This window comes from Microbacterium sp. K36, assembly GCF_004794355.1.
GTDB lineage: Bacteria > Actinomycetota > Actinomycetes > Actinomycetales > Microbacteriaceae > Microbacterium > Microbacterium paraoxydans_D.
In genome coordinates, this window is sequence record NZ_SSDN01000084.1 from 22,445 (window position 1) to 42,836 (window position 20,392).

General features: G+C 70.8%; 17 protein-coding genes and 1 tRNA gene. 8 read left to right on the plus strand and 10 right to left on the minus strand.

Features of this window, described 5'->3' with window-relative positions; all coding sequences use genetic code 11:
- Positions 1–20: 20 nt before the first annotated feature.
- From DW296_RS10460 to leuC, 6 genes are all read right to left on the minus strand, one after another.
- Positions 21–1,103: a D-alanine--D-alanine ligase family protein gene (locus tag DW296_RS10460; protein ID WP_136052178.1), complete on the minus strand. Its 1,083-nt coding sequence runs from the start codon at positions 1,101–1,103 to the stop codon at positions 21–23.
- On the minus strand, positions 1,003–2,142 hold the full coding sequence (locus DW296_RS10465; RefSeq protein WP_136052179.1) for an NAD(P)H-dependent glycerol-3-phosphate dehydrogenase: 1,140 nt from the start codon (positions 2,140–2,142) through the stop codon (positions 1,003–1,005). The genes DW296_RS10460 and DW296_RS10465 overlap by 101 nt, the downstream gene beginning before the upstream one ends.
- Positions 2,132–2,887: a lysophospholipid acyltransferase family protein gene (locus DW296_RS10470; protein WP_029989231.1), complete on the minus strand. Its 756-nt coding sequence runs from the start codon at positions 2,885–2,887 to the stop codon at positions 2,132–2,134. Before DW296_RS10470 ends, DW296_RS10465 begins: the two co-directional genes overlap by 11 nt.
- A gap of 5 nt (positions 2,888–2,892) precedes the next feature.
- Positions 2,893–4,260 carry a UDP-N-acetylglucosamine 1-carboxyvinyltransferase gene (murA, locus tag DW296_RS10475; RefSeq protein ID WP_060922898.1) on the minus strand — a complete coding sequence of 456 codons (1,368 nt, stop codon included), beginning with the start codon at positions 4,258–4,260 and terminating at the stop codon, positions 2,893–2,895.
- Between the two features lie 61 nt (positions 4,261–4,321).
- A complete protein-coding gene (gene leuD / locus DW296_RS10480; RefSeq protein WP_060922897.1) occupies positions 4,322–4,942 on the minus strand; it encodes a 3-isopropylmalate dehydratase small subunit in 621 nt (206 codons plus the stop codon).
- A gap of 2 nt (positions 4,943–4,944) precedes the next feature.
- The gene (leuC, locus tag DW296_RS10485; protein ID WP_136052180.1) at positions 4,945–6,381 is read right to left on the minus strand and encodes a 3-isopropylmalate dehydratase large subunit; all 1,437 of its coding nucleotides are present in this window, start codon (positions 6,379–6,381) and stop codon (positions 4,945–4,947) included.
- A gap of 187 nt (positions 6,382–6,568) precedes the next feature.
- Between leuC and DW296_RS10490 the strand changes: the two genes are divergently transcribed.
- Both DW296_RS10490 and DW296_RS10495 read left to right on the plus strand, forming a co-directional pair.
- Complete coding sequence (locus DW296_RS10490) at positions 6,569–7,864, plus strand: O-acetylhomoserine aminocarboxypropyltransferase/cysteine synthase family protein (protein WP_136052181.1); 1,296 nt, start codon at positions 6,569–6,571, stop codon at positions 7,862–7,864.
- Entirely contained in the window at positions 7,861–9,174 is a 1,314-nt protein-coding gene (locus DW296_RS10495; protein WP_136052182.1) for an LLM class flavin-dependent oxidoreductase, read from the plus strand. Before DW296_RS10490 ends, DW296_RS10495 begins: the two co-directional genes overlap by 4 nt.
- A gap of 16 nt (positions 9,175–9,190) precedes the next feature.
- Here DW296_RS10495 and DW296_RS10500 read toward each other — a convergent pair whose 3' ends face one another.
- Complete coding sequence (locus DW296_RS10500) at positions 9,191–10,198, minus strand: TerC/Alx family metal homeostasis membrane protein (RefSeq protein WP_136052183.1); 1,008 nt, start codon at positions 10,196–10,198, stop codon at positions 9,191–9,193.
- 267 nt (positions 10,199–10,465) lie between these two features.
- Between DW296_RS10500 and DW296_RS10505 the strand changes: the two genes are divergently transcribed.
- From DW296_RS10505 to DW296_RS10520, 4 genes are all read left to right on the plus strand, one after another.
- A complete protein-coding gene (locus DW296_RS10505) occupies positions 10,466–11,023 on the plus strand; it encodes an RNA polymerase sigma factor (RefSeq protein WP_136052184.1) in 558 nt (185 codons plus the stop codon).
- On the plus strand, positions 11,020–12,108 hold the full coding sequence (locus DW296_RS10510) for a DUF4349 domain-containing protein (RefSeq protein WP_136052185.1): 1,089 nt from the start codon (positions 11,020–11,022) through the stop codon (positions 12,106–12,108). The genes DW296_RS10505 and DW296_RS10510 overlap by 4 nt, the downstream gene beginning before the upstream one ends.
- Positions 12,109–12,171: 63 nt before the next feature.
- Positions 12,172–12,720, plus strand: coding sequence for a helix-turn-helix domain-containing protein (locus DW296_RS10515; protein WP_136052186.1), 549 nt, complete (start codon positions 12,172–12,174; stop codon positions 12,718–12,720).
- Entirely contained in the window at positions 12,720–13,961 is a 1,242-nt protein-coding gene (locus DW296_RS10520; protein ID WP_136052187.1) for an MFS transporter, read from the plus strand. Before DW296_RS10515 ends, DW296_RS10520 begins: the two co-directional genes overlap by 1 nt.
- 61 nt (positions 13,962–14,022) lie before the next feature.
- Here DW296_RS10520 and DW296_RS10525 read toward each other — a convergent pair.
- A tRNA-Glu gene (locus DW296_RS10525) sits at positions 14,023–14,095 on the minus strand.
- Positions 14,096–14,246: 151 nt separating this feature from the next.
- On the opposite strand from DW296_RS10525, the gene DW296_RS10530 reads away from it, so the two are divergent.
- Both DW296_RS10530 and DW296_RS10535 read left to right on the plus strand, forming a co-directional pair.
- Positions 14,247–14,885, plus strand: a complete 639-nt coding sequence (locus DW296_RS10530; protein ID WP_136052188.1) for an MBL fold metallo-hydrolase — start codon at positions 14,247–14,249, stop codon at positions 14,883–14,885.
- A complete protein-coding gene (locus DW296_RS10535; protein WP_240743062.1) occupies positions 14,882–15,415 on the plus strand; it encodes a GNAT family N-acetyltransferase in 534 nt (177 codons plus the stop codon). Before DW296_RS10530 ends, DW296_RS10535 begins: the two co-directional genes overlap by 4 nt.
- Here the strand turns inward: DW296_RS10535 and pepN are convergent.
- The gene (pepN, locus tag DW296_RS10540) at positions 15,412–17,895 is read right to left on the minus strand and encodes an aminopeptidase N (protein WP_136052189.1); all 2,484 of its coding nucleotides are present in this window, start codon (positions 17,893–17,895) and stop codon (positions 15,412–15,414) included. The two genes, DW296_RS10535 and pepN, sit on opposite strands and share 4 nt — an antisense overlap.
- Before the next feature lie 49 nt (positions 17,896–17,944).
- A complete protein-coding gene (locus DW296_RS10545) occupies positions 17,945–20,386 on the minus strand; it encodes a hypothetical protein (protein ID WP_136052190.1) in 2,442 nt (813 codons plus the stop codon).
- Positions 20,387–20,392: the final 6 nt, after the last annotated feature.

Below are 20,392 nucleotides of genomic sequence, written 5' to 3' on the forward strand. Positions count from 1 at the left end.
ACGCGCGGGGAACCACGACGTCAGCGCCGCAGGCCCGCCTCGACGAGCTCGGTGATGAGGTCGCCGTAGCTCAGGCCGGAGGCGACCCAGCACTTCGGGAACATCGAGATGGGCGTGAAACCGGGCATCGTGTTGAGCTCGTTCACGACGAGCTCGCCGGTCGGGGTGAGGAACATGTCCACCCGGGCGAGGCCGCGACCGTCGACCGCCTGGAAGGCCCGCACGCCGGCCTCCTGAACCGCGGCCACCTCCGCGTCGCTCAGCTCCGCGGGGCACACCACATCGACGCCGTCGCCGCCGAGGTACTTCCCCTCGAAGTCGTAGAAGCCGCGGTCGGTCAGCACGATCTCGCCAGGCAGAGAGGCGCGGACGCCGTCGGCGGTCTCGAGGACGGCGACCTCGATCTCCCGCCCGGTGACGCCGGCCTCGATGAGCACCTTGTCGTCTTCGGCGAACGCGATCGCGAGTGCGGCATCGAGCTCCTCCGGCGCCGACACCTTCGAGACGCCGACGCTCGACCCGGCGCGCGCCGGCTTGACGAAGACGGGCAGGCCGAGGTCGGCAGCGCGGGCGCGGAGGGTAGCGGGATCGGTGTCCCAGTCCCGGCGACGCACGGTCACGCCCTGCGCCACCGAGATCCCGGCGGCCTGCAGGGCGATCTTCATGAAGTGCTTGTCCATGCACAGCGCCGAGTCGAGGACGCCGCCGCCGGCGTACGGGACCTCGAGCGTGTCGAAGTAGCCCTGGATCGTGCCGTCCTCGCCGTGGGGTCCGTGCAGGATCGGCAGCACGACGTCGATCTCGCCGAGCCCCTCGGTCGCGCCGCCCGGGTGCACGACCCGCAGGGTGCGGTCGCCGCCGGGTTCCGGCCAGAGCACCCGGGTGCCGTTGTCCACGACCTCCGGGAGATGCGCGGCGTCGAGCGGGAACTTCGCCGGGTCGTCGTCCTCCAGGACGAAGGCGCCCTCGCGGGTGATCCCCACCGGGATCACGGCATACCGGTCACGATCGATCGCGCCCAGCACTCCCCCCGCCGTTGCGGAACTGATCGAATGCTCGCTGGAGCGCCCTCCGAAGAGCACCACCACCGTCTGCTTGTCCATGGTTGGTCCTCTCCCCCTGCGGGGTGTCGTCGTCCGTCGTGAGGTGCGGGGCGATGTCCCGGGGATCCATCTTGCCGTCGAGCACCATCTTCACCTGCTCCACGATCGGCATGTGCACATCGGCTTCGCGGGCGAGCTGCAGCACGGGAGCGACCGAGGCCAGACCCTCCGCGGTCTGCTGCATCTGCTTCACCACATCCTGGAAGCTGTAGCCCTGTCCGAGCAGCCGCCCGGCGGTGTTGTTGCGGCTCAGCGGCGACTGGCAGGTCGCGATGAGGTCGCCGAGACCCGCCAGCCCCTGCAGGGTCTCCGGCTGGGCACCGTTCGCGACCGCGAAGTCGGTCATCTCGACGAGGCCGCGGGTGATGATCGACGCCTTCGTGTTCTCGCCGTAGCCGACGCCGTCGACGATCCCGATGGCGACGGCGATGAGGTTCTTGAGCACCCCGCCGAACTCCGTGCCGATGACGTCCGTGTTGACGAACGTCCGGAAGTAGGAGTTCCGCGCGGCCCGGGCCACGACGTCCGCGGTCTCCTGGCTCCGCGACGAGATTACGGCCGCGGTCGGCTGCTCCCGTGCGATCTCCAGCGCGAGGTTCGGTCCTGAGGCCACGGCGATCCGGTCCGGATCGCACTGCAGCTCCTGCTGGATGACCTGGCTCATGCGCAGGCCGGTGCCCCGCTCGACGCCCTTCATGAGGCTGACGATCTTCGCGTCGCCCGAGGCGATCAGCGGCCGCAGCGCCTTGAGGTTCTCCCGCAGCGACTGGCTCGGCACGGACAGGTACACCTGGTCGACACCGTCGAGCGCCGTCGCCAGCTCGTGCGTGGCCGCCATCGTGCGAGGCAGGTTGATGCCCGGCAGGTAGCGCGAGTTGCGCTTCGCCTCGTCGATCTCATGCGCGAGCTCGGCCCGGCGCGCCCACATCGTCACCTGGGCGCCGCCGTCGGCGAGGATCTTGCCGAACGTGGTTCCCCAGCTGCCTGCGCCGATCACGGCGACGCGGGGTCCGGCCGGCGCGGTTCTCTTAGGGGTCAAGGCGTCCGGTCTCCTTCTGTCCGTGGCTCGCCGGGTTCCAGCGCTCCGCGGGGGCCTTCTCGCCGCGGACCTGCTCCAACAGCGCGGTGATCGCGTTCATGAGTCGGTTGGTGGCCTCCGTCAGTGCCGCCGGCTCACCCGCGCGGCCGCGGAGATCGGAGACGTCGACCGGGTCGCCGACGATGACGGTGACCGGCTTCCGGAGCGGCCAGAGGCTGAGCCCCTTCTGGTAGCGGCCCATGATCGCCTGGGTCCCCCACTGGGCCATCGGGATCAGCGGGATGCCGTCGGCGAGGGCGAGCCGCACCGCGCCCGACTTGCCGCGCATCGGCCACATGTCGGGGTCTCGGGTGAGCGTGCCCTCCGGGTACACGATGACGCCCCGGCCGTGCTCCACGAGAGCTGCCGACTGGGCCATCGTCTGCTTCGCGGAGGACGCCGACGAGGTACGCGCGACCGGGATCATCCCCGTCTTGCGCAGGAACCACCCGAGCACCGGCACGCGGAAGAGGCTCTCCTTGGCCATGAACCGCGGAGCGCGCCCGATCCGCCAGACCGCCAAGGCGACGATCAGCGGGTCGAACTCCGAGTAGTGGTTCGGCGCCAGAACGAACGCGCCCTCTCGCGGGAGCTTCTCCGCACCGATGATGCGAACCTTCGCGATCAGCGACACCAGCGGGACGACGATCGCCGCGAGCGGCCAGAACACGCTCGGCCGCGTCTTCTCCGGAGACCGGGAAGCCATGGGGCTCACCGGAGGACGTCGAAGTCGGCGCCGAGCGCGTCGAGCTTGGCGAGGAACTTCTCGTATCCGCGGCTCAGGATGTCGACGCCCGACACCTTCGACTCGCCCGTGGCCGTCAGCGCCGCGATCACGTGGCTGTAGCCGCCGCGCAGGTCGGGGACCACGATGTCGGCGCCGTGCAGAGGCGTGGGACCGGTGATGACGGCTGCCTGCTCCAGATCACGACGCGGCACGCGCCGGGGCCCGTCCTGCAGACCGCGCGGATGCACGACGATGTCGGCGCCCATCTTGACCAGCGCCTCGGTGAAGCCCATCCGGTTCTCGTACACGGTCTCGTGCACGACCGAGCGGCCGTGCGCCTGGGTGAGGGCGACGACGAGCGGCTGCTGCCAGTCGGTCATGAAGCCCGGGTGCACGTCGGTCTCGATCACGACCGGCTTGATGTCGCCGTCGCGACGGAAGAGGATGCCGTCCTCCTGGATGTCGAACCAGCCGCCCGCCTTGCGGAAGACGTTGAGGAAGGTGAGCATCTCCTGCTGCTTGGCACCGCCGACGAAGATCTCGCCGTCCGTGGCCAGGGCCGCCGACGCCCACGAGGCCGCCTCGTTGCGGTCGAAGATCGACCGGTGGTCGTAACCGCGGAGCTTCTCGACGCCCTCGATGAGGATGACGCGGTTCGGCTCGTAGGAGATGATCGCGCCCATCTTCTGCAGGACGGCGATCAGGTCCATGATCTCCGGCTCGATCGCCGCGTTGCGGAGCTCGGTGATGCCCTCGGCGCGCACCGCGGTGAGGAGCACCTGCTCCGTGGCGCCGACGCTCGGGTAGGGCAGGTGGATGTTCGCGCCGTGCAGGCGGGTCCCTCCCGTCGAGAGGCGGATGCCGCTGGGCAGCTTCTCGACGATCGCGCCGAACTTGCGGAGAGCGTCCAGGTGGAAGTCGATCGGACGGTCGCCGATGCGGCAGCCGCCGAGGTCGGGGATGAACGCCTGACCCAGGCGGTGCAGCAGCGGGCCGCAGAACAGGATCGGGATCCGCGAGGCGCCCGCGTGGGCGTCGATCTCCTCGAAATGGGCCGACTCGACGTCGCTGGGGTCGAACACCAGCGAGCCGGGCTCGTCTCCCTCCGACACCCGGACGCCGTGCACCTCGAGCAGCGAGCGCACCACGGCGACGTCGCTGATGGCCGGCACGTCGCGCAGGACGCTCGTGGTCTCCCCGAGCAGGGACGCGACCATCGCCTTGGTGGCGAGGTTCTTCGCGCCCTTCACGTCGACGCGTCCGCGCAGCGGACGACCTCCACGGATGGCGAGGACGTCTCCGGTCAGCGCGGGGACGTCATCGGAGAGAGCGTCGCGCACGGGTGTCGTCATTCGGGGCCTCACTTCGTTCATCGGGGGCGGGGTTACCCCTGGCTCCCCCGCCCCCTCCGTCTCACTGGACGGGGAGGGTCCGCGGCCGCCACGACTCGCGACGGGCCTCGAACTGCGCGATCTTGTCTTCGTTGCGCAGCGTGAGCCCGATGTCATCGAGCCCTTCGAGGAGCCGCCATCTAGTGTAATCGTCGATCCCGATGTCGGCCTGGAAGCCGGCCTCCGCGCCTCCGGTGGGGTCGCCGATGGCGGCGGTGCGCGCCTCGAGGTCGACCGTCATCCGCGCGCCGGGAACAGCGTCCATGAAGGCCCAGAACCGCTCCAGGTCCGCTTCGGAGATGGTCGCCGCGAGGAGCCCCTGCTTGCCCGCGTTCCCGCGGAAGATGTCGGCGAACCGGGGACTCAGCACGACCTTGAAGCCGAAGTCGCGAAGGGCCCAGACCGCGTGCTCACGGCTGGAACCGGTGCCGAAGTCGGGGCCGGCGACGAGGACGGACGCCCCCTGGTACGGCGCCTGGTTGAGCACGAAGGCGGGATCCTGACGCCAGCCGTGGAAGAGCGCGTCCTCGAAGCCCGTCTTGGTGACGCGCTTGAGGAACACCGCAGGGATGATCTGGTCGGTGTCGACGTTCGACCGCTTCAGTGGCGCGGCGATGCCCGTGTGGGTGGTGAACTTCTCCATGGTCAGGCCTCCAGATCGCTCGGGCTGGACAGGGTGCCGCGGATGGCGGTCGCCGCCGCGACGAGCGGCGACACGAGGTGCGTGCGGCCGCCCTTTCCCTGGCGCCCTTCGAAGTTGCGGTTCGAGGTGGAGGCGCAGCGCTCCCCCGGGGCGAGTTGGTCGGGGTTCATGCCGAGGCACATGGAGCACCCGGCGAAGCGCCACTCGGCCCCGAAGTCCTTGATGACCTGATCCAGGCCCTCGGCCTCGGCCTCCAGTCGCACGCGGGCGGAGCCGGGGACGACCATCACCCGGACGCCGTCGGCCTTCTTCTTGCCCTGGATGATGGAGGCGAAAGCCCGGAGATCCTCGATGCGGCTGTTCGTGCACGAGCCCATGAACACCGCGTCGACCGGCACCTCCTTGAGGGGCGTTCCCGGCGTCAGATCCATGTACTCCAGCGCACGCTCGGCAGCGGCCCGCTCGTTCGGGTCGGCGATCTCCGCGGGGTTCGGCACCGTGGCGGAGAGCGAGCTGCCCTGGCCGGGGTTCGTCCCCCACGTCACGAACGGCTCCAGCTCGTCGGCGTCGATGAAGACCTCGGCGTCGAACGTGGCGCCCTCGTCGGTCGGCAGCGTGCGCCAGTAGGCGACGGCGTCGTCCCAGTCCTGCCCCTTCGGCGCGTGCGGACGACCCTCGAGGTAGGCGAACGTCGTCTCGTCCGGAGCCACCATGCCGGCGCGCGCACCCGCCTCGATGGACATGTTGCAGATCGTCATGCGGCCCTCCATGGAGAGCGCGCGGATCGCGCTGCCGCGGTACTCGAGCACGTAGCCCTGTCCGCCGCCGGTGCCGATCTTGGCTATCACGGCGAGGATGATGTCCTTCGCGGTGACGCCGGGACGCAGCGTGCCCTCGACGGTGATCGCCATCGTCTTGAACGGCTTCAGCGGCAGGGTCTGGGTCGCCATGACGTGCTCGACCTCGCTGGTGCCGATGCCGAACGCCATGGCGCCGAACGCGCCGTGCGTCGAGGTGTGCGAGTCGCCGCAGACCACGGTGATCCCGGGCATCGTCAGGCCGAGCTGCGGGCCGACGACGTGCACGATGCCCTGCTCCGCGTCCCCCAGCGAGTGCAGACGCACGCCGAACTCGGCGGCGTTGCGGCGCAGCGTCTCGATCTGCGTCCGGCTGGTCAGATCGGCGATGGGCTTGTCGATCTCCCACGTGGGCGTGTTGTGGTCCTCCGTGGCGATGGTGAGGTCGAGCCGACGGAGCGGGCGCCCCTCGCTGCGGAGGCCGTCGAAGGCCTGCGGGCTGGTGACCTCGTGCACCAGGTGCAGGTCGATGTAGATGAGGTCGGGCTGGCCGTCCTCGCCCTTGACGACGAGGTGGTCATCCCAGACCTTCTCGGCGAGGGTCCTGGGGCGTGCGGAATCCGCACCGGCGGTGGTGGTCATGGCGTGTCTCCTGTGGATGGCGGTTCGGCCCACGATGGACTCCGCGACGAGGAGGGGCTCAGATCGAGGTCTCGCCGCGGCCGCTAAGAAGGAGCACGGTCCGCATGACGTCAGGTTACCACCGCTGGGACACGCCGAGACACGCCGTGACACTCTGTTGCTCACCCGACCGACCGAGAGGCCCCGCATGACCGTCGAGACCGCCCGCTTCGCCACCCGCGCCGTCCACGCCGCGAGAGGCCGGGCCGCTGCCGCCTCCCGCGTGACCCCGATCTACCTGACGGCGGGGTTCGAGTTCGACGACTTCGATCACGCTGCCGACCACTTCGGCACGGGCACCGGATTCGGGTACACGCGCACCGGCAACCCCACGGTGCACGCGGTGGAGCGGCAACTCGCGAGTCTGGAGTCCGGTGCCGACGCCGTGCTCGTGGCCAGCGGACAGGCTGCAGTGACCACCGCTCTGCTTTCGGTCGTGGGGGCGGGCGATCACATCGTGTCCTCGACCCACATCTACGAGGGCACTCGCGGGCTGTTCCTGGACAACCTCGCCCGCCTCGGCATCGAGACGACGTTCGTGGACGACATCGCGGACCCGGATGCCTGGCGCGACGCCGTGCGCCCGACGACCAGGGCACTGTTCGCGGAATCCCTCGCGAACGCGCGGAACGACATCCTCGACGTGGCGGCGATCAGTGCCGTGGCCGACGAGATCGCCGTCCCCCTGATCGTCGACAACACCCTGGCCACCCCGGCCCTCCTCCGGCCGCTGGAGCACGGCGCGGCCATCGTGGTGCACTCCGCGTCGAAATTCCTCGCGGGCCAGGGCGCGGTGCTCGGCGGCGTGGTGATCGACGACGGCCGGTTCGATGCCGAGCGCGCCGGGCACAACGCCCCGCACCTCGTGCTGCCGGGGCGGGGCGGCGCACCCAGCGTCTTCGCCCGGCACGGCGGCCGCGCCCGCATCGGCTACGCCAGGGAGTCGGTGGCCCCGCGGTTCGGTGCGTCCCCCTCGCCCCTCAACGCGTTCCTCATCGGCCAGGGCACCGAGACGCTCAGCCTGCGCGTGGAGCGCCAGTCGCAGAACGCCCTCGCCGTCGCACGCTGGCTCGCCGCACACGACGCGGTGAAGAGCGTGGACTACGTCGGCCTGCCCTCGCATCCTCACCACGAGACCGCGCTGCGCTACCTCGAGGGCGGATTCGGCTCCATCTTCACCTTCACGCTTCGCGGGGGTCTCCCTGCGGCCCGTCGCTTCGTGGAGGAGGTATCCGTCTTCACGCACATGACCCACATCGGCGACGTGCGGTCGCTCGTGCTGCATCCCGGCACGACCAGCCACGCGCAGCGCACCGACGAGGAGCGCCGGATCCTCGGCGTGGGCCCCGGCACGCTGCGGCTGTCGATCGGCATCGAGGATGTCGACGACCTGATCGGCGACCTCGCGCGGGTGCTCGAGAGCGTCAGGGAGACGGTGGCATGAGCCGCCTGCAGCACTTCGGGTGGTTCCTCGCCCGGGGCTTCGGTCCTCAGGGGTGGGGGTATCCGTCCCTGGACTGGGACTACGACTGGACCCGGCCGGAGGTCTACCAGGAGGCCGCGCGCACCCTGGAGCAGGCCGGCTTCGACCTCGTGATCATCGAGGACAGTCCCTCGCTCGGCTCGGCGGACACGATCGACCTGCGCGTGCGTCATGCGTTCGGCGGCCCGAAGCACGATCCCCTGCTGCTCGCACCGTACCTCTTCCAGGCGACCCGTCATCTCGGGGTGGTGCCCACCGTGAACCCGGCGGCCTCGCTGCCCTACACGTCGGCCCGGCAGTTCGCGACCCTGCAGCACCTGAGCGGACACCGGCTCGGCCTCAACGTGGTCACCGACACCGGCAGCGCCCGGCACTTCTCGGCGGCCCCGCAACTCGGCCACGACGAGGCGTACGACCGTGCCGAGGAGTGGCTCGCCGGCATCCGCGGGCTCTGGCGGAGCTGGGACGACGGTGCGCTGGTCGCCGATCCTGCCTCCGGGGTCTACGCGGACGGCACCCGCATGCGCGCGGTGCAGCACCGCGGGACCCACTACGACTTCGACGGCCCTCTGAACGCCCTGCCCTTCACGGACGGCGAGCCGGCCATCGTCTCCCCCGGCGGCTCCGGACGCGGCCTGGCGTTCGCGGGGGCGAACTCCGACGTCCAGCTGGCGCTCGCTCCCCTGCACGAGAAGGCGGTGCGGGAGTATCGCCAGCGCGTGCACGACGCGGCTCTCGCCCGCGGACGCCGGGCCGAGGACGTCAAGGTCCTCTTCGCGATCCAGCCCGTGATCACGGCGTCTGCGGAGGAGGCCGACCGGATCGTGGCCGCGTCCGCACACCCGGACGATGCCGCGCTCGCGCAGATCGCCCGGAAGCAGTCGAGCGACCTGGAGACCGACCTCACGGCCCTCGATCTGGACCGCCCGCTCGACCCCTCGATCTTCGGTGCCCACGTCTCCCGCGGGAGCATCCAGCGGCTGGTCGGGGATCGTGGGGAGGATGCCCCGCTCCGCGCGCACCTGACCGCACTGGCCAGGACCGGGCGCCTGCATGATCGCAGCGGCTTCGTGGGCACCGCGGAGGAGTTCGCCGATCTCGTCGAGGAGCTCGGCGAGTGGGGCAACGACGGCGTGCTCCTCTGGGGCGACTTCCATCCGGTGACGCTGCACCGGATGCTCGACGAGTTGGTGCCGATCCTCCGCCGCCGCGGGCTCCTCCGCCGCGAGTACGCGGACGGCGGCCTGCAGGCCAACCTGCAGGCGTTCTGAACCGCGCCGCGCGGACTCAGTCGCCGACAGGGATGGTGCGCTTCTCGGCGCGCTTCTCCCGGGACGAGGCGACCAGGCTCGCAATCGTCGCCACCGTCATCGAGACGAGGATCACGGCGAGCGACACCATGTTGTCGATGTCCGGCACCCACTCCACGTGCTCACCGCCGTTGATGAACGGGAGCTCGTTGACGTGCAGCGCATGCAGGATCAGCTTGATGCCGATGAAGCCGAGGATCACGGCGATGCCGTAGTGCAGGTAGCGGAGGCGGTCCAGGAGGTCGCCGAGGAGGAAGTAGAGCTGGCGCAGCCCCATGAGCGCGAAGATGTTGGCGGCGAAGACGAGGAAGCCGTTGGTCGTGATCTCGAAGATCGCGGGGATCGAGTCGATCGCGAAGATGAGGTCGGTGACGCCGATCGTGATGAACACGATGATCATCGGCGTCCACATCCGCTTCCCGTCGACGGTCGTGCGGATCCTCGAGCCGTCGTAGGTCTCGCTGATGTCGATCCGACGGCGGAGCAGCCGGACGATGAAGTTCTCGCGCTTGACGTCGTCCTCGTGCTCGCCTTCCGGCATCGCCTGACGGATGGCGGTGTAGACGAGGAAGGCGCCGAACAGGTAGAAGATCGGCGAGAAGTTCTCGATGATCGTCACGCCGACGAGGATGAACAGTCCGCGCAGGATCAGCGCGATGATGATCCCGACCATCAGCACCTGCTGCTGCAGACGTCGCGGCACCGCGAACTGAGCCATGATCAGCACGAAGACGAACAGGTTGTCGACGGAGAGGCTGTACTCCAGCGCCCACCCGGTGATGAAGTCCCCGGCGTTCTGCCATCCGCCCACGTTCCCCAGCAGCACCGCGAAGAGCAGCGCGAGACCCACGTAGAACACGACCCACAGCGTCGACTCCTTGGTGGAGGGGATGTGCGGGCGCAGCCGGATGAGGAGCAGGTCGGCGATCAGGATGATCGTGAGGACGACCATCGACGTGATCTCGAACCAGACGGGGATGTCCACGGGCGCTGTGCACCTTTCGCGAGGGGTCGGGAATGAGTCGAAAGTCTCTCCCCCGCAGATGTGCGGCGCGCGCCCGGAGCAGCGATGTCGATACTCGTGATGACGTTACGCGCGGATTCGGGATACTCCCTCTCGCCCGGGCCATGCTACCGGAGGTGGGGGGCGTCGGGACGAGGAAGTCGACACACGGCTGCGGATCCGGATCCGTGCTGAGACGATGGGACATCCGCCGACACTCTCGAGGGAGAGACACCGAACGGAACCAGGATGCCCGGACAGACGAGTGACCAGCGCTGGGCCGCCCAGGCGGCGGCCGGCGACCAGAGCGCCTTCCGCGCCCTGTACCGCGCCCATGTGCGCCCCGTGTACTGGATCGCCCATGGCATCCTGGGCGCCGTCGCCGACGCGGAAGACGTGACGCAGGAGACCTTCGTGGTCGCCTGGCGCAAGCTTCCGGACCTGGAGCTGCAGGGAGAGTCGATCCTCCCCTGGCTCGCGACGATCTGCCGCTTCCAGGCGGCGAACCGGCTGCGCCAGCGCCGTCGCGACCAGGCGCACACGACGGACGCGGCCGGCGACCAACTCCCCGACGTCGTCAGCGTCGAGGACCAGGTGATCACGGCGGCGCTCGCCGCCCGGATCGCCGCGGAGGTGGGAACCCTGAGCGCGCTCGACCGGGAGATCTTCCGGCTCTGCGCCTCCGAGGGCTATGCCTACCAGGCCGCGGCCGACGAGCTCGGCGTGACGCATGCCGTCGTCCGGAACCGTCTCTCGCGCGTGCGCACCCAGCTGCGCGGCGCCGTCAAGGAAGTGAGGGACGCATGAACGACCAGACTCCGCAGGAGAGCCTCCCGCCCGTGTCCGACGCGACCGTCGCGCGGATCGAGGAGGCCGTGTTCACCGAGATCCAGGGCGAGCGGCCGCCGGTTCCGCCGCGCGCAGAGCACGCGAGGAGACGTCGCCGCCGGTGGCTCACCGCCGGCGGGATCGCGGCGGCCTTCGTCGTCGGAGTCCTGGTGACTCCGCCGATCCTCGGTGCCGTGGGAGGAGGCGGCTCGTCCGTCTCCACAGCGGATGGACTCGTGGGCTGGTCGACCGACGAGGCGGGGTCGGCTGTGCCGGACCGCGCTGTCGAAGGGGCGACCCTGCCCGGTGCCGTCGGATCGGACGCGGCGGCATCCGCCGAGGATGCGAGGGAGATCGTCGCCTCGGCCCAGGCGTCGGTGCAGGTGAAGGACATCGCCGATGCCGCCGCCGCCATCGGCGACCTCGCTGTCGAACATGGCGGCTACGTCGAGAGCACCGAGGTCGGCAAGGCGGTCGCGACGGATGCTCCCGCCGAGCGGGGCCCCGCGGACTCCGGGTACGGCTGGATCACGGTCCGCGTCCCCACCGACGACCTGACCACGGTGATCGCCGCCCTCGGCGACACCGGCGAGGTGCTGTCGTCCTCCGTTACGAAACAGGACGTCACCGCCACCGCGATCGATCTCCGCGCCCGCGTGGAGTCGACCCGCGCCTCGGTGCAGCGGCTCACGGAGCTCATGAGCCAGTCGGGCACGGTCGCCGATCTCATCGAGGCCGAGGTCGCGCTCACCGATCGCCAGGCACAGCTCGAGTCGTACGAACAGCAGCTCGCCGCGCTGGAGGATCAGGTGGCCCTGTCGTCCCTCACCGTGGATCTGTCGAGGGCGGACGCACCGGCCGCGGCGGATCCCGCGGGCTTCGGCGACGGGCTGCGAGCCGGATGGAACGGTCTGGTGGTCTCGCTGAACGCCCTGGTGGTCGCGGTCGGATTCCTCCTCCCCTGGCTCGCGGTGGCCGCTGTCGTCGTGCTGGTCGTCTGGCTCATCCGCCGCGGCCGACGGCGCCGGAAGGCGGCGGCCGCTTCACTGCCCACAGAGGATTAGCCCGACATTCCGGGGTATACAAGAGGTCTTGTGCGTCTCCGAACGGCTGCATAGCCTTCGGGCGTGGAAGACATCTCCGTGATCACCGCCGTGCACCATCCGCTGCGACGCCGCATCTACGACTACCTCCTGCTGTACGGCACCTCGCAGGTGACGGCGATCGCCCGCGCGCTCGAGAGTCAGGTCGGCAGCATCAGCCATCACCTCCGGATGCTCGAGCGTGCCGGCATCGTCGAGCGCGCCGCCGACCCCATCGGCGATCGGCGCACGAGCTGGTGGACGGTCGCACGGCGGGGCCTGACCTGGTCGGTGGAGGACTTCGCCGATTCCCCCGGCGATGCGCTTCTCGCCAGGGAGGCACAGCGGCAGGGCATCCGCATGCAGATCGACCGTCTGCAGCGCTGGCACCGCCGACGAGGCGACCCGGCCGTCGCGGACTACGACGCCTCCAACACGGAGACCACCGCGTGGGCGACCCCGGAGGAACTGCGCGACCTCTCCGCGCGCGTGCTGGGCGTGGTGCGGGACTGGCAGGCCTCGATCGACGAAGGCGACGGCCAGGCGCGCACGCCGGTCTTCTTCTTCGCCCACGCGTTCCCCACGGAGCCGTGATGACCGCGCTCACCCCGCCCGTCGAGCTCTCCAGCCCCCCTCCGTTCCGGCGTGACCGGATGGTGCACGCGTGGATCGGCGTGAAGGCCCTGTCAGACGCCGGCGACGCCGTGTGGACGATCGCGTTGGCGTGGACGGCCGTGCAGATCGCCTCCCCCGCCGTCGCCGGACTCATCGTCGCCGCCGGCACGATTCCGCGCGCCCTGGTCCTGCTCTTCGGCGGAGTCCTCGCGGATCGCGCCGACGCCCGCCGGGTGATGATGGTCTGCAACGCGGCGCGTGTGGGCGTGCTCGTCGCCGCTGCCGTGTGGACGGTCTCGCATGCGCCGACCGTGCCCGTCCTGCTCGCCGCCGCCGTGGCGTTCGGGGTGTGCGACGCGTTCTACGAGCCCTCGGCCGGTACCATCGGGCGACAGCTGGTACGCACCGACGACCTCCCCTCCTATGCGGCTGTCGTCCAGACGGCGTCCCGCCTCGGCACGATGGGTGGCGCCGCTCTGGGCGGCCTGCTCGTGGCGCAGGCCGGTCTCGCGGGGAGCGCGTCGGCGAACGCGGTGACCTTCGCTCTGGTCGTCGGGTTCCTGGCGATCGCCCTCCGCCCGCGGTTCCGGCTCGCCCGGGCCCCGCGCACGTCGTCCCTGCGCGCGATCGGCGCGGCGTTCGCCCACCTCGGAGCGAACCCCACGACGCGCACGCTCGTCATCGCCCTCTCCGGGCTCAATCTCGCCGTGGGTCCCGCCGTCGGAATCGGCCTGGCTCTGCGGGCGCACGATGAGGGCTGGGGGGCTCCCGCGGTCGGCCTCTTCGAGGGCCTCCTCGGCCTCGGCGCCGCCGTGGGGGCTGCCGCAGTCGCGAGATGGCGGCCGCGCCACGAGGCGCGGAGCGGGTTCGGCGCGCTCGTCGTCCAGGGAGCGGGCATCGTCGCGCTCGGGTTCGGCCCCGCCTGGACGGTGGCCGTCGCCGCCACCGTCGTCGGCGCCACTGCGGGCTACGCCTCCGTGCTGCTGAGCGCGACCTTCGCCGCGACGGTGGACACCGCCTTCCTCGGTCGGATGGGCTCCCTCACCCGGCTCGGCGACGACTGCCTGATGCCGCTCGCAATGGCGGGCTTCGGCGCGCTGGCCTCCCTCACCACCGTCTGGGTGCCGTTCGCCGTGGCCGGTGGCGCGATGATGGCGCTCATGCTCGTGCCGCTCCGAGCTCGTGCGTTCCGGACCCTGTCGCTGCGCGCGGACGACTGACGCGCACGCTCGGGAACGACGAAAGCCCCCCGGAGAACCGGAGGGCTTTCGTCGTGTTGTGTGACCCCAGCGGGATTCGAACCCGCGTTACCGCCGTGAGAGGGCGGCGTACTAGGCCGCTATACGATGGGGCCGTCTTGCGGAACTTTTCCGTTCCGCGACAACCGTTCAAGTATGCCACGGCGATTCTCATGGCGCCAAATCGAGGCCACTCCAACCGAGATCCCGGGCGTGGCGCGCCGATTCCCGTTTGCCGCAGACCCCGGGAAGGAGTTGACTCGTCTCATGCGCGTCACCAAGTTCGAACATGCCACCCTTCGCCTGGACCAGAACGACGACACCCTCCTGATCGATCCGGGATCCTTCACCGCCCCGCTGCACGACCTCAGCGGACTGGTCGCCATCGTGCTCACGCACGAGCACCCCGACCACTGGACGCCGGAGCACCTCGACCGGATCCTGCGCGCGGCCCCCGGGACCCCGATCTTCGGGCCGGAGGGCGTGGCGAAGGCGGCGGAGGGCTATGAGATCACCGTCGTCTCCCCCGGCGACACCGTGGAGGCCGGCTCCTTCACCCTGCGCTTCTTCGGCGGCACGCACGCGGTGATCCACTCGTCGATCCCGACGATCGACAACCTGGGCGTGCTCGTCAACGACACGTTCTACTACCCCGGTGACTCCTATGCGGTGCCCGAGGGCGTCGAGGTCGGCACCCTCGCCGCGCCGCTCGGAGCCCCGTGGCTCAAGATCGGGGAGGCAATCGACTACGTCCTCGCCGTGAAGCCCCGCCGGGCGTTCGGCACGCACGACATGACCCTGTCCGTGATCGGCAAGAACATGCACCGCCAGCGACTGCAGTGGGCGACCGAGCAGGGCGGCGGCGAGTTCCTCGTGCTCGAACCCGGCGACGCCGTGGATCTGTGACCGCACCGCGACGCCTCCTGCCCGCCCCGACGCCGCGGCTCGCCTTCCGGGAGATGACCGCCGACGATCTCGACGAGATGGCGGCGCTCCTCGGTGATCCGGAGGTCATGGCCTACTACCCGGCGCCGAAGTCGCGAACGGAGGCCGCCGCATGGATCGCGCGCATGCAGCAGCGCTACCGCGAGGACGGCCACGGGCTCTGGATCATCGAGACGCACGACGGGGAGTTCCTCGGCGACTGCGGTCTCACCTGGCAGTCGGTGAACGGCTCCCCCGTGCTCGAAGTCGGCTATCACGTCCGCACCGACCGCCAGCGACGCGGCTATGCGACCGAAGCCGCGCGCGCCTGCGTCGACCTCGTCGCACAGACCTTCGCGCCGACCCTCCTCACCGCCATCATCCACCCCGAGAACCAGGCGTCACGAGGCGTGGCGGAGAAGCTCGGTATGACCCACATCGCCGACGACCATGCCCATCCCTGGATCGTGCGGACGGTGATGGGCATGACGGTGCCGACGGCCGCGACCTAGCCCTGAGCGCCCCGCACCCGCAGGTCGCGGGCGAGGTGGTCGCGCTGCTCGACGAGGAGTCGCCGCAGCGCCGCCGGGGCCTCGGGGCTGGCCGCCAGCCAGGAATCGACGAGATCCAGCGACGACCGCGCGGGGAACAGCCCGATCACCAGTCGACGAGCGATCTCGATGCTCCGCTCCGTCCACGCGGCTCCGATCCGATCGAAGTACTCCTGGTCGAAGGACTCGATGAGGTCACGGCGGCCGCCGGCGCGGAAGCCCGCGATCTCGGCATCGAGGTGGTCGTTGGTGAGCGACCGGTCATCCCATGCGGCTGTCCAGGCGGCCGCGCGGACCGTCGCGTCAGGAACGGAGGCACGAGCGCGGCGGGCGGCGGTGCGTCCGTCGCCGGTGTCGTCCCGCTCCTCCTCGGCCGCGATGTCCGCGAGATCGGCATGACCCGTCGTCACGAGGGCCGTGAGGAGCTGCCAGCGCAGGTCGGGATCCACGACGAGCCCCTCGGGCACATCGCCATCGAGCAGGGCACGGACCTCGGCATGATTGATGTCGTCGAAAGCCGAGGCCGCCGCCAGCGCGCGCGCCCAGGAGAGCTGGGCGTCGCTGCCGGCGTCCGCCTGCTGTAGCGCCGACCACGTGGCCTCGGTCCAGGCGCGCTGCTCCGCGTCGCGTCGGTCGTCGCGGACGAAATGCCGCAGCGCGAAAGCGGCGTCGAGGAGAGCCGCGGCCAGCAGCCCGCCGTTCGACTCCCGCGGCGCGTGCGCCCGCACGATGGCGACGAAGCGGGCCGCGTCGAGCTCGCCGTCGCGGGTCGCATTCCACAGCGACGACCACACGAGCGCGCGGGCGAGCGGATCCTCGATGTCGGACAGCGATTCCTCGACGGTGCGGAGGGACCGCTCGTCGAGGCGCGCCTTCGCATAGGTGAGGTCGTCGTCGTTGAGCAGCACGAGATCGGCCTCGGGGAGGTCGATGTCCACGCGCTCCCCGATCAGGTCCAGCTCCCGCTGCTCGCGCCGCACGATGCGGCCGTCCACGCGGTCGTACAGCCCGATCCGCAGGCGGTGCGGACGGACGTCGTCCTGCACGAGGTGGTGTCCTCCATCGGCGTCGGTCTCCGTCCAGATCGTCGAGACGCCCGTGGTCTGCAGCCAGGCGGCGGCCCAGTCGGTCATGTCCCGCCCGGACACCGCGCTGAGCTCGACGAGGAAATCGTCGAGGGTGGTGTTGCCGAACGCGTTGGCGGCGAAGTACCGGCGAGCCCCCTCGAAGAAGGCGTCATCGCCCACGAAGGCGACGAGCTGCTTCAGCACCGAGGCGCCCTTGGCGTAGGTGATGCCATCGAAGTTCAGCTTCGCGGCCTCGAGGTCGGGGATGTCGGCGACGATCGGGTGCGTCGTCGGCAGCTGATCCTGCTGATAGGCCCAGGCCTTGCGCCGCATGGCGAACGTCACCCAGGCGTCGTGGAACCGGGTGGCCACCGCCGAGGCGTGCGATCCCATGTAGTCGGCGAAGGACTCCTTGAGCCAGAGGTCGTCCCACCACGTCATCGTGACGAGGTCGCCGAACCACATGTGCGCCATCTCGTGGAGGATCGTGTTGGCCCGGCTCGCCCGCTGCGCCTCGGTGGCGGCACCGCGCGAGAGGTAGCCCTCCGTGAAGGTGACCAGACCGGGGTTCTCCATCGCGCCGAGGTTGTACTCGGGGACGAAGATCTGGTCGTACTTGCCCCAGGGATAGGGATAGGCGAAGGCGTCGGTGAAGAAGTCGAGCCCCTGCCGGGTGACCTCGAGGATCTCGTCGGCCTCGAGGTGGTCGACGAGCGAACGGCGGACGAAGACGCCGAGGGCGACCCGCTGCTCGTCTCTGGTCCACTCCCCGTCGACGCGGGCATAGGGGCCGGCCGCGACCGCCGTGATGTAGCTGGAGATCGGCAGCGTGGGGGCGAACTGCACCCGCTGCACGCCGACGCCGAGGTCGACGTGAGCCGGCGACTGGTTCGAGAGCACCTCCCACCCGGACGGCGCGTCGACGACGAAGGTGTACTCCGCCTTCATGTCCGGCTGCTCGAAGCACGCCATCACCCGGCGGGAGTCCGCGGGCTCGTACTGGGTGTACAGGTAGGTGAGGTCGTCTGCCGGGTCGTGGAACCGGTGAAGGCCCTCCCCCGACCGGCTGTAGGCACCGACCGCCTCGACCAGGACGACGTTCGAGGCCGCGAGGCCGTCGATCGTCAGGCGCGCCCCGTCGTAGACGACGTCCCGCTCCTCGCCGTTCACCTCGACGCGCCGGACCTCCTCGCCGATGAAGTCCAGCCACGTGCTCTGGACGGTCGCATCGAACTCCAGGACGGTCGTGGTCGGGAAGCCCGTCCGCGCCCGCTCCGGGGCTCCGGTCAGGTCCAGCTCGACGCGGATGCGGTGCAGGGTGATCGCAGCGGATCGCGCCGCGGTCTCCTCACGGGTCAGGTTCGCGGTGTGCATCCCTCCATCCTGGCATCTTCCCGGCGGCGACCGGGGAGCGTATGCGCGCTCACACGGCGGCGAGCCGATGTCCGAGCGCCGCATAGAGGCGGTGCGAGGCGGCCCTTCGCGCGGCGGCCTCCACCTCGTCGCCCCGGGCAGCCGCAGCGCGCGCGAGGATCGCGTCGCTGCGTGCCACCTCGGCGCGATCGCCCGTCGCCTCCGCGACGCTGCGTGCCTCCCGCGCATGACGGTCCGCATGCGCCCAGCGGGTGGCGTCCGCAGCGGCGCCCTGCACGAGGATCTCGGCGAGCGAGTTCGCCGCCTCCGTCGCGATGAGCGGCGACCCGGCCTGCTCGGCCGCCGCGAGCACCCGTTCGGCGTCGGCTGCCGCCGAGTCCGTCTCTCCTCGGCGACCCCGGATGCGCGCGGAGAGCAGGTCGAGGTCGGCGGAGGTGCCGAATTCGGCTGCCACCCGCAGCGTCTCCGCGGCATCGGCGCAGCGGAGCTCGGCGAGCCTGTCGTCACCGCGCGCCTCCGCCACGAGTGCCAGCGTCCGACGGACGAACGGGAGGGACGCCACGTTCGACGCGGCGAGAAGCTCCTGCAGCTCCGCCTCGGCCTCGTCCAGGCGCCCGACCGCCAGCAAGAGCAAGGGGCGATTCCCGCGCACGACGGCGATGTTGAGGTCGTCCCCCTCGGCGACGGCCATGCGCAGCGCCGTGGCGTACCCTTCCTCCGCCTCCGGGTAGCGGGCGAGGATGCGAAGCGTGTCCGCGTGATTTCCCGTGGCGCGTCCCTCGACGACCCGGTCGCCCGCCTCCCGGGCGATGTCGACGGCCCGGCGATAGGACGCGAGGGCGTCCTCCAGATGGCTCATCCACCGCTGGACGTTGCCGATCTGATTCCAGGTACGCGCCAGCGCCGCGCCCTCGGCGATCCGGCGCACGCGATGCAGGGTGATGAGGGCTTCGTCCAGCCGGCCCAGCTTCTCGGCACCGTGCGCGACCCCGAGGGCGATCTCGGGCACGAGCTCCAGCCCGCGACCACGGGCGGCGAGGTCGTGCAGCTCGAGGGACTCGCTCCACAGGGACCACCGCGCCAGGCCCGGGTGCGCGTCCAGCGCCAGACGCTCCACCGCGCCGTCCAGCTCGTGTTCGCGCGCCGCGGCGGCCACCGCGAGCACCGTGTTCACCTCGCGAGCGGCATAGTCGGGGTCGTCGGCGATCCGGTCGAGCACCGCCTGCGCCGCCCGCTGCACGAACCCCCGCCGCGTCGAGGACGGCCGCAGCGCGCGCGACCGCTCCGCCGCGAAGGCGAACACGGTGTCGTGCATGCTCACCCGCCCCGCATGCCGTTCGAGCAGGTGCCGGGCCTGCAGACGCCCCAGCGCTTGCTCCGCCTCCCGCCCCACGGCAGCGCGCAGCACGTCCTCGTCGATGTCGCGATCCAGGAGGGCGGCATCCGCGAGGACCTCGGCGTCCGCGGACGGCAGGGACCGCGTGGCGGCTTCGAGGACAGGACGGATGCGCGCATCCCGCGGCTCGTTCTCGAAGCGGGAGGCGAGATCGTCGAAGGACCACCCCGGGTGCTCCCTCACGATGCCGGCGAGCATCGCGAGGTCCAGCGGGAGGCCGCCGCCGACGGCGACGATCCGTCCGAGCGCCTCGCCGTCGATGCCGTCGCCCCGGACGGGAGTGACGGCACCGTCGTCGTCGAGCAGGGCCGTCAGCAGGCGGCGCGCATCCGCGTCCTCCATCGGCGGCACCACGACGTGCGTCACTCCGACGCCGCCGCCCGGGATCCGTCTGTCGAGGTCGCGCAGGTCGCGGCGCGTCGTGACGAGGAAGCGGACACCGGGGACGAGCAGAGCCGCCAGCCGCTGGGCGTCGCCGGCGTCCTCGATCACGACCGTCGTCCGACTCGCGAGGTGGGAGAGCTGCGCACGCAGCCGTGCGAGCTCGTAGGGCAGCGAACGGGCACCGAGTGCCGCCAGCATGCGGCGCAGGATGTCCACGGGGTCGGGAAGCGGACGATCGGGCAGCGACTCGCGGAGCTCGACCGTGAGCACCGGCCCCGGCCCCGCCACCGCGGACGCGAGCGTCGTCTTGCCCACGCCGGGAAGCCCCGACAGGACGACGACTCCGGTGTCCGGGATCGACGCGATCAGCGTCTCCCGACCGATCGCGGTGCCGGAACTCTCGCGCGGCCCGAGATCCACCTCCACATGCACCCCGGAGCGTTCGCCGTTCAGAGTGCGCGCCGCGGTGCGCCACCGCTCCGCCTCCTCGCGCTCGCCGCCGAGCGCGCGCACGATATCGCCGACGAGGCGATCGTCGACGCGTCGGCGCCCCGGCCGGAAACAGTCGTAGACCGTCACCTTGGCCGGCTCCTCCCCACCGCGGAGGTCTCCGATCCGCCGTGCGATCTCCGCATAGGAGGGGGTGTCCGCCGCCGCCCGCAGACGCCCGAGCCCTGCACTGAGCTCATCGAGCGTGCGAGGGGCGGGCATGATCCC

Bases quoted from the DNA above. Each gene is read 5' to 3' on its own strand.
- DW296_RS10460 (WP_136052178.1), bottom strand. From the start codon at position 1,103: ATGGACAAGCAGACGGTGGTGGTGCTCTTCGGAGGGCGCTCCAGCGAG.
- DW296_RS10470 (WP_029989231.1), bottom strand. From the start codon at position 2,887: ATGGCTTCCCGGTCTCCGGAGAAGACGCGGCCGAGCGTGTTCTGGCCG.
- murA (WP_060922898.1), bottom strand. From the start codon at position 4,260: ATGACGACACCCGTGCGCGACGCTCTCTCCGATGACGTCCCCGCGCTG.
- leuD (WP_060922897.1), bottom strand. From the start codon at position 4,942: ATGGAGAAGTTCACCACCCACACGGGCATCGCCGCGCCACTGAAGCGG.
- leuC (WP_136052180.1), bottom strand. From the start codon at position 6,381: ATGACCACCACCGCCGGTGCGGATTCCGCACGCCCCAGGACCCTCGCC.
- DW296_RS10490 (WP_136052181.1), top strand. From the start codon at position 6,569: ATGACCGTCGAGACCGCCCGCTTCGCCACCCGCGCCGTCCACGCCGCG.
- DW296_RS10495 (WP_136052182.1), top strand. From the start codon at position 7,861: ATGAGCCGCCTGCAGCACTTCGGGTGGTTCCTCGCCCGGGGCTTCGGT.
- DW296_RS10505 (WP_136052184.1), top strand. From the start codon at position 10,466: ATGCCCGGACAGACGAGTGACCAGCGCTGGGCCGCCCAGGCGGCGGCC.
- DW296_RS10510 (WP_136052185.1), top strand. From the start codon at position 11,020: ATGAACGACCAGACTCCGCAGGAGAGCCTCCCGCCCGTGTCCGACGCG.
- DW296_RS10520 (WP_136052187.1), top strand. From the start codon at position 12,720: ATGACCGCGCTCACCCCGCCCGTCGAGCTCTCCAGCCCCCCTCCGTTC.
- DW296_RS10530 (WP_136052188.1), top strand. From the start codon at position 14,247: ATGCGCGTCACCAAGTTCGAACATGCCACCCTTCGCCTGGACCAGAAC.
- pepN (WP_136052189.1), bottom strand. From the start codon at position 17,895: ATGCACACCGCGAACCTGACCCGTGAGGAGACCGCGGCGCGATCCGCT.
- DW296_RS10545 (WP_136052190.1), bottom strand. From the start codon at position 20,386: ATGCCCGCCCCTCGCACGCTCGATGAGCTCAGTGCAGGGCTCGGGCGT.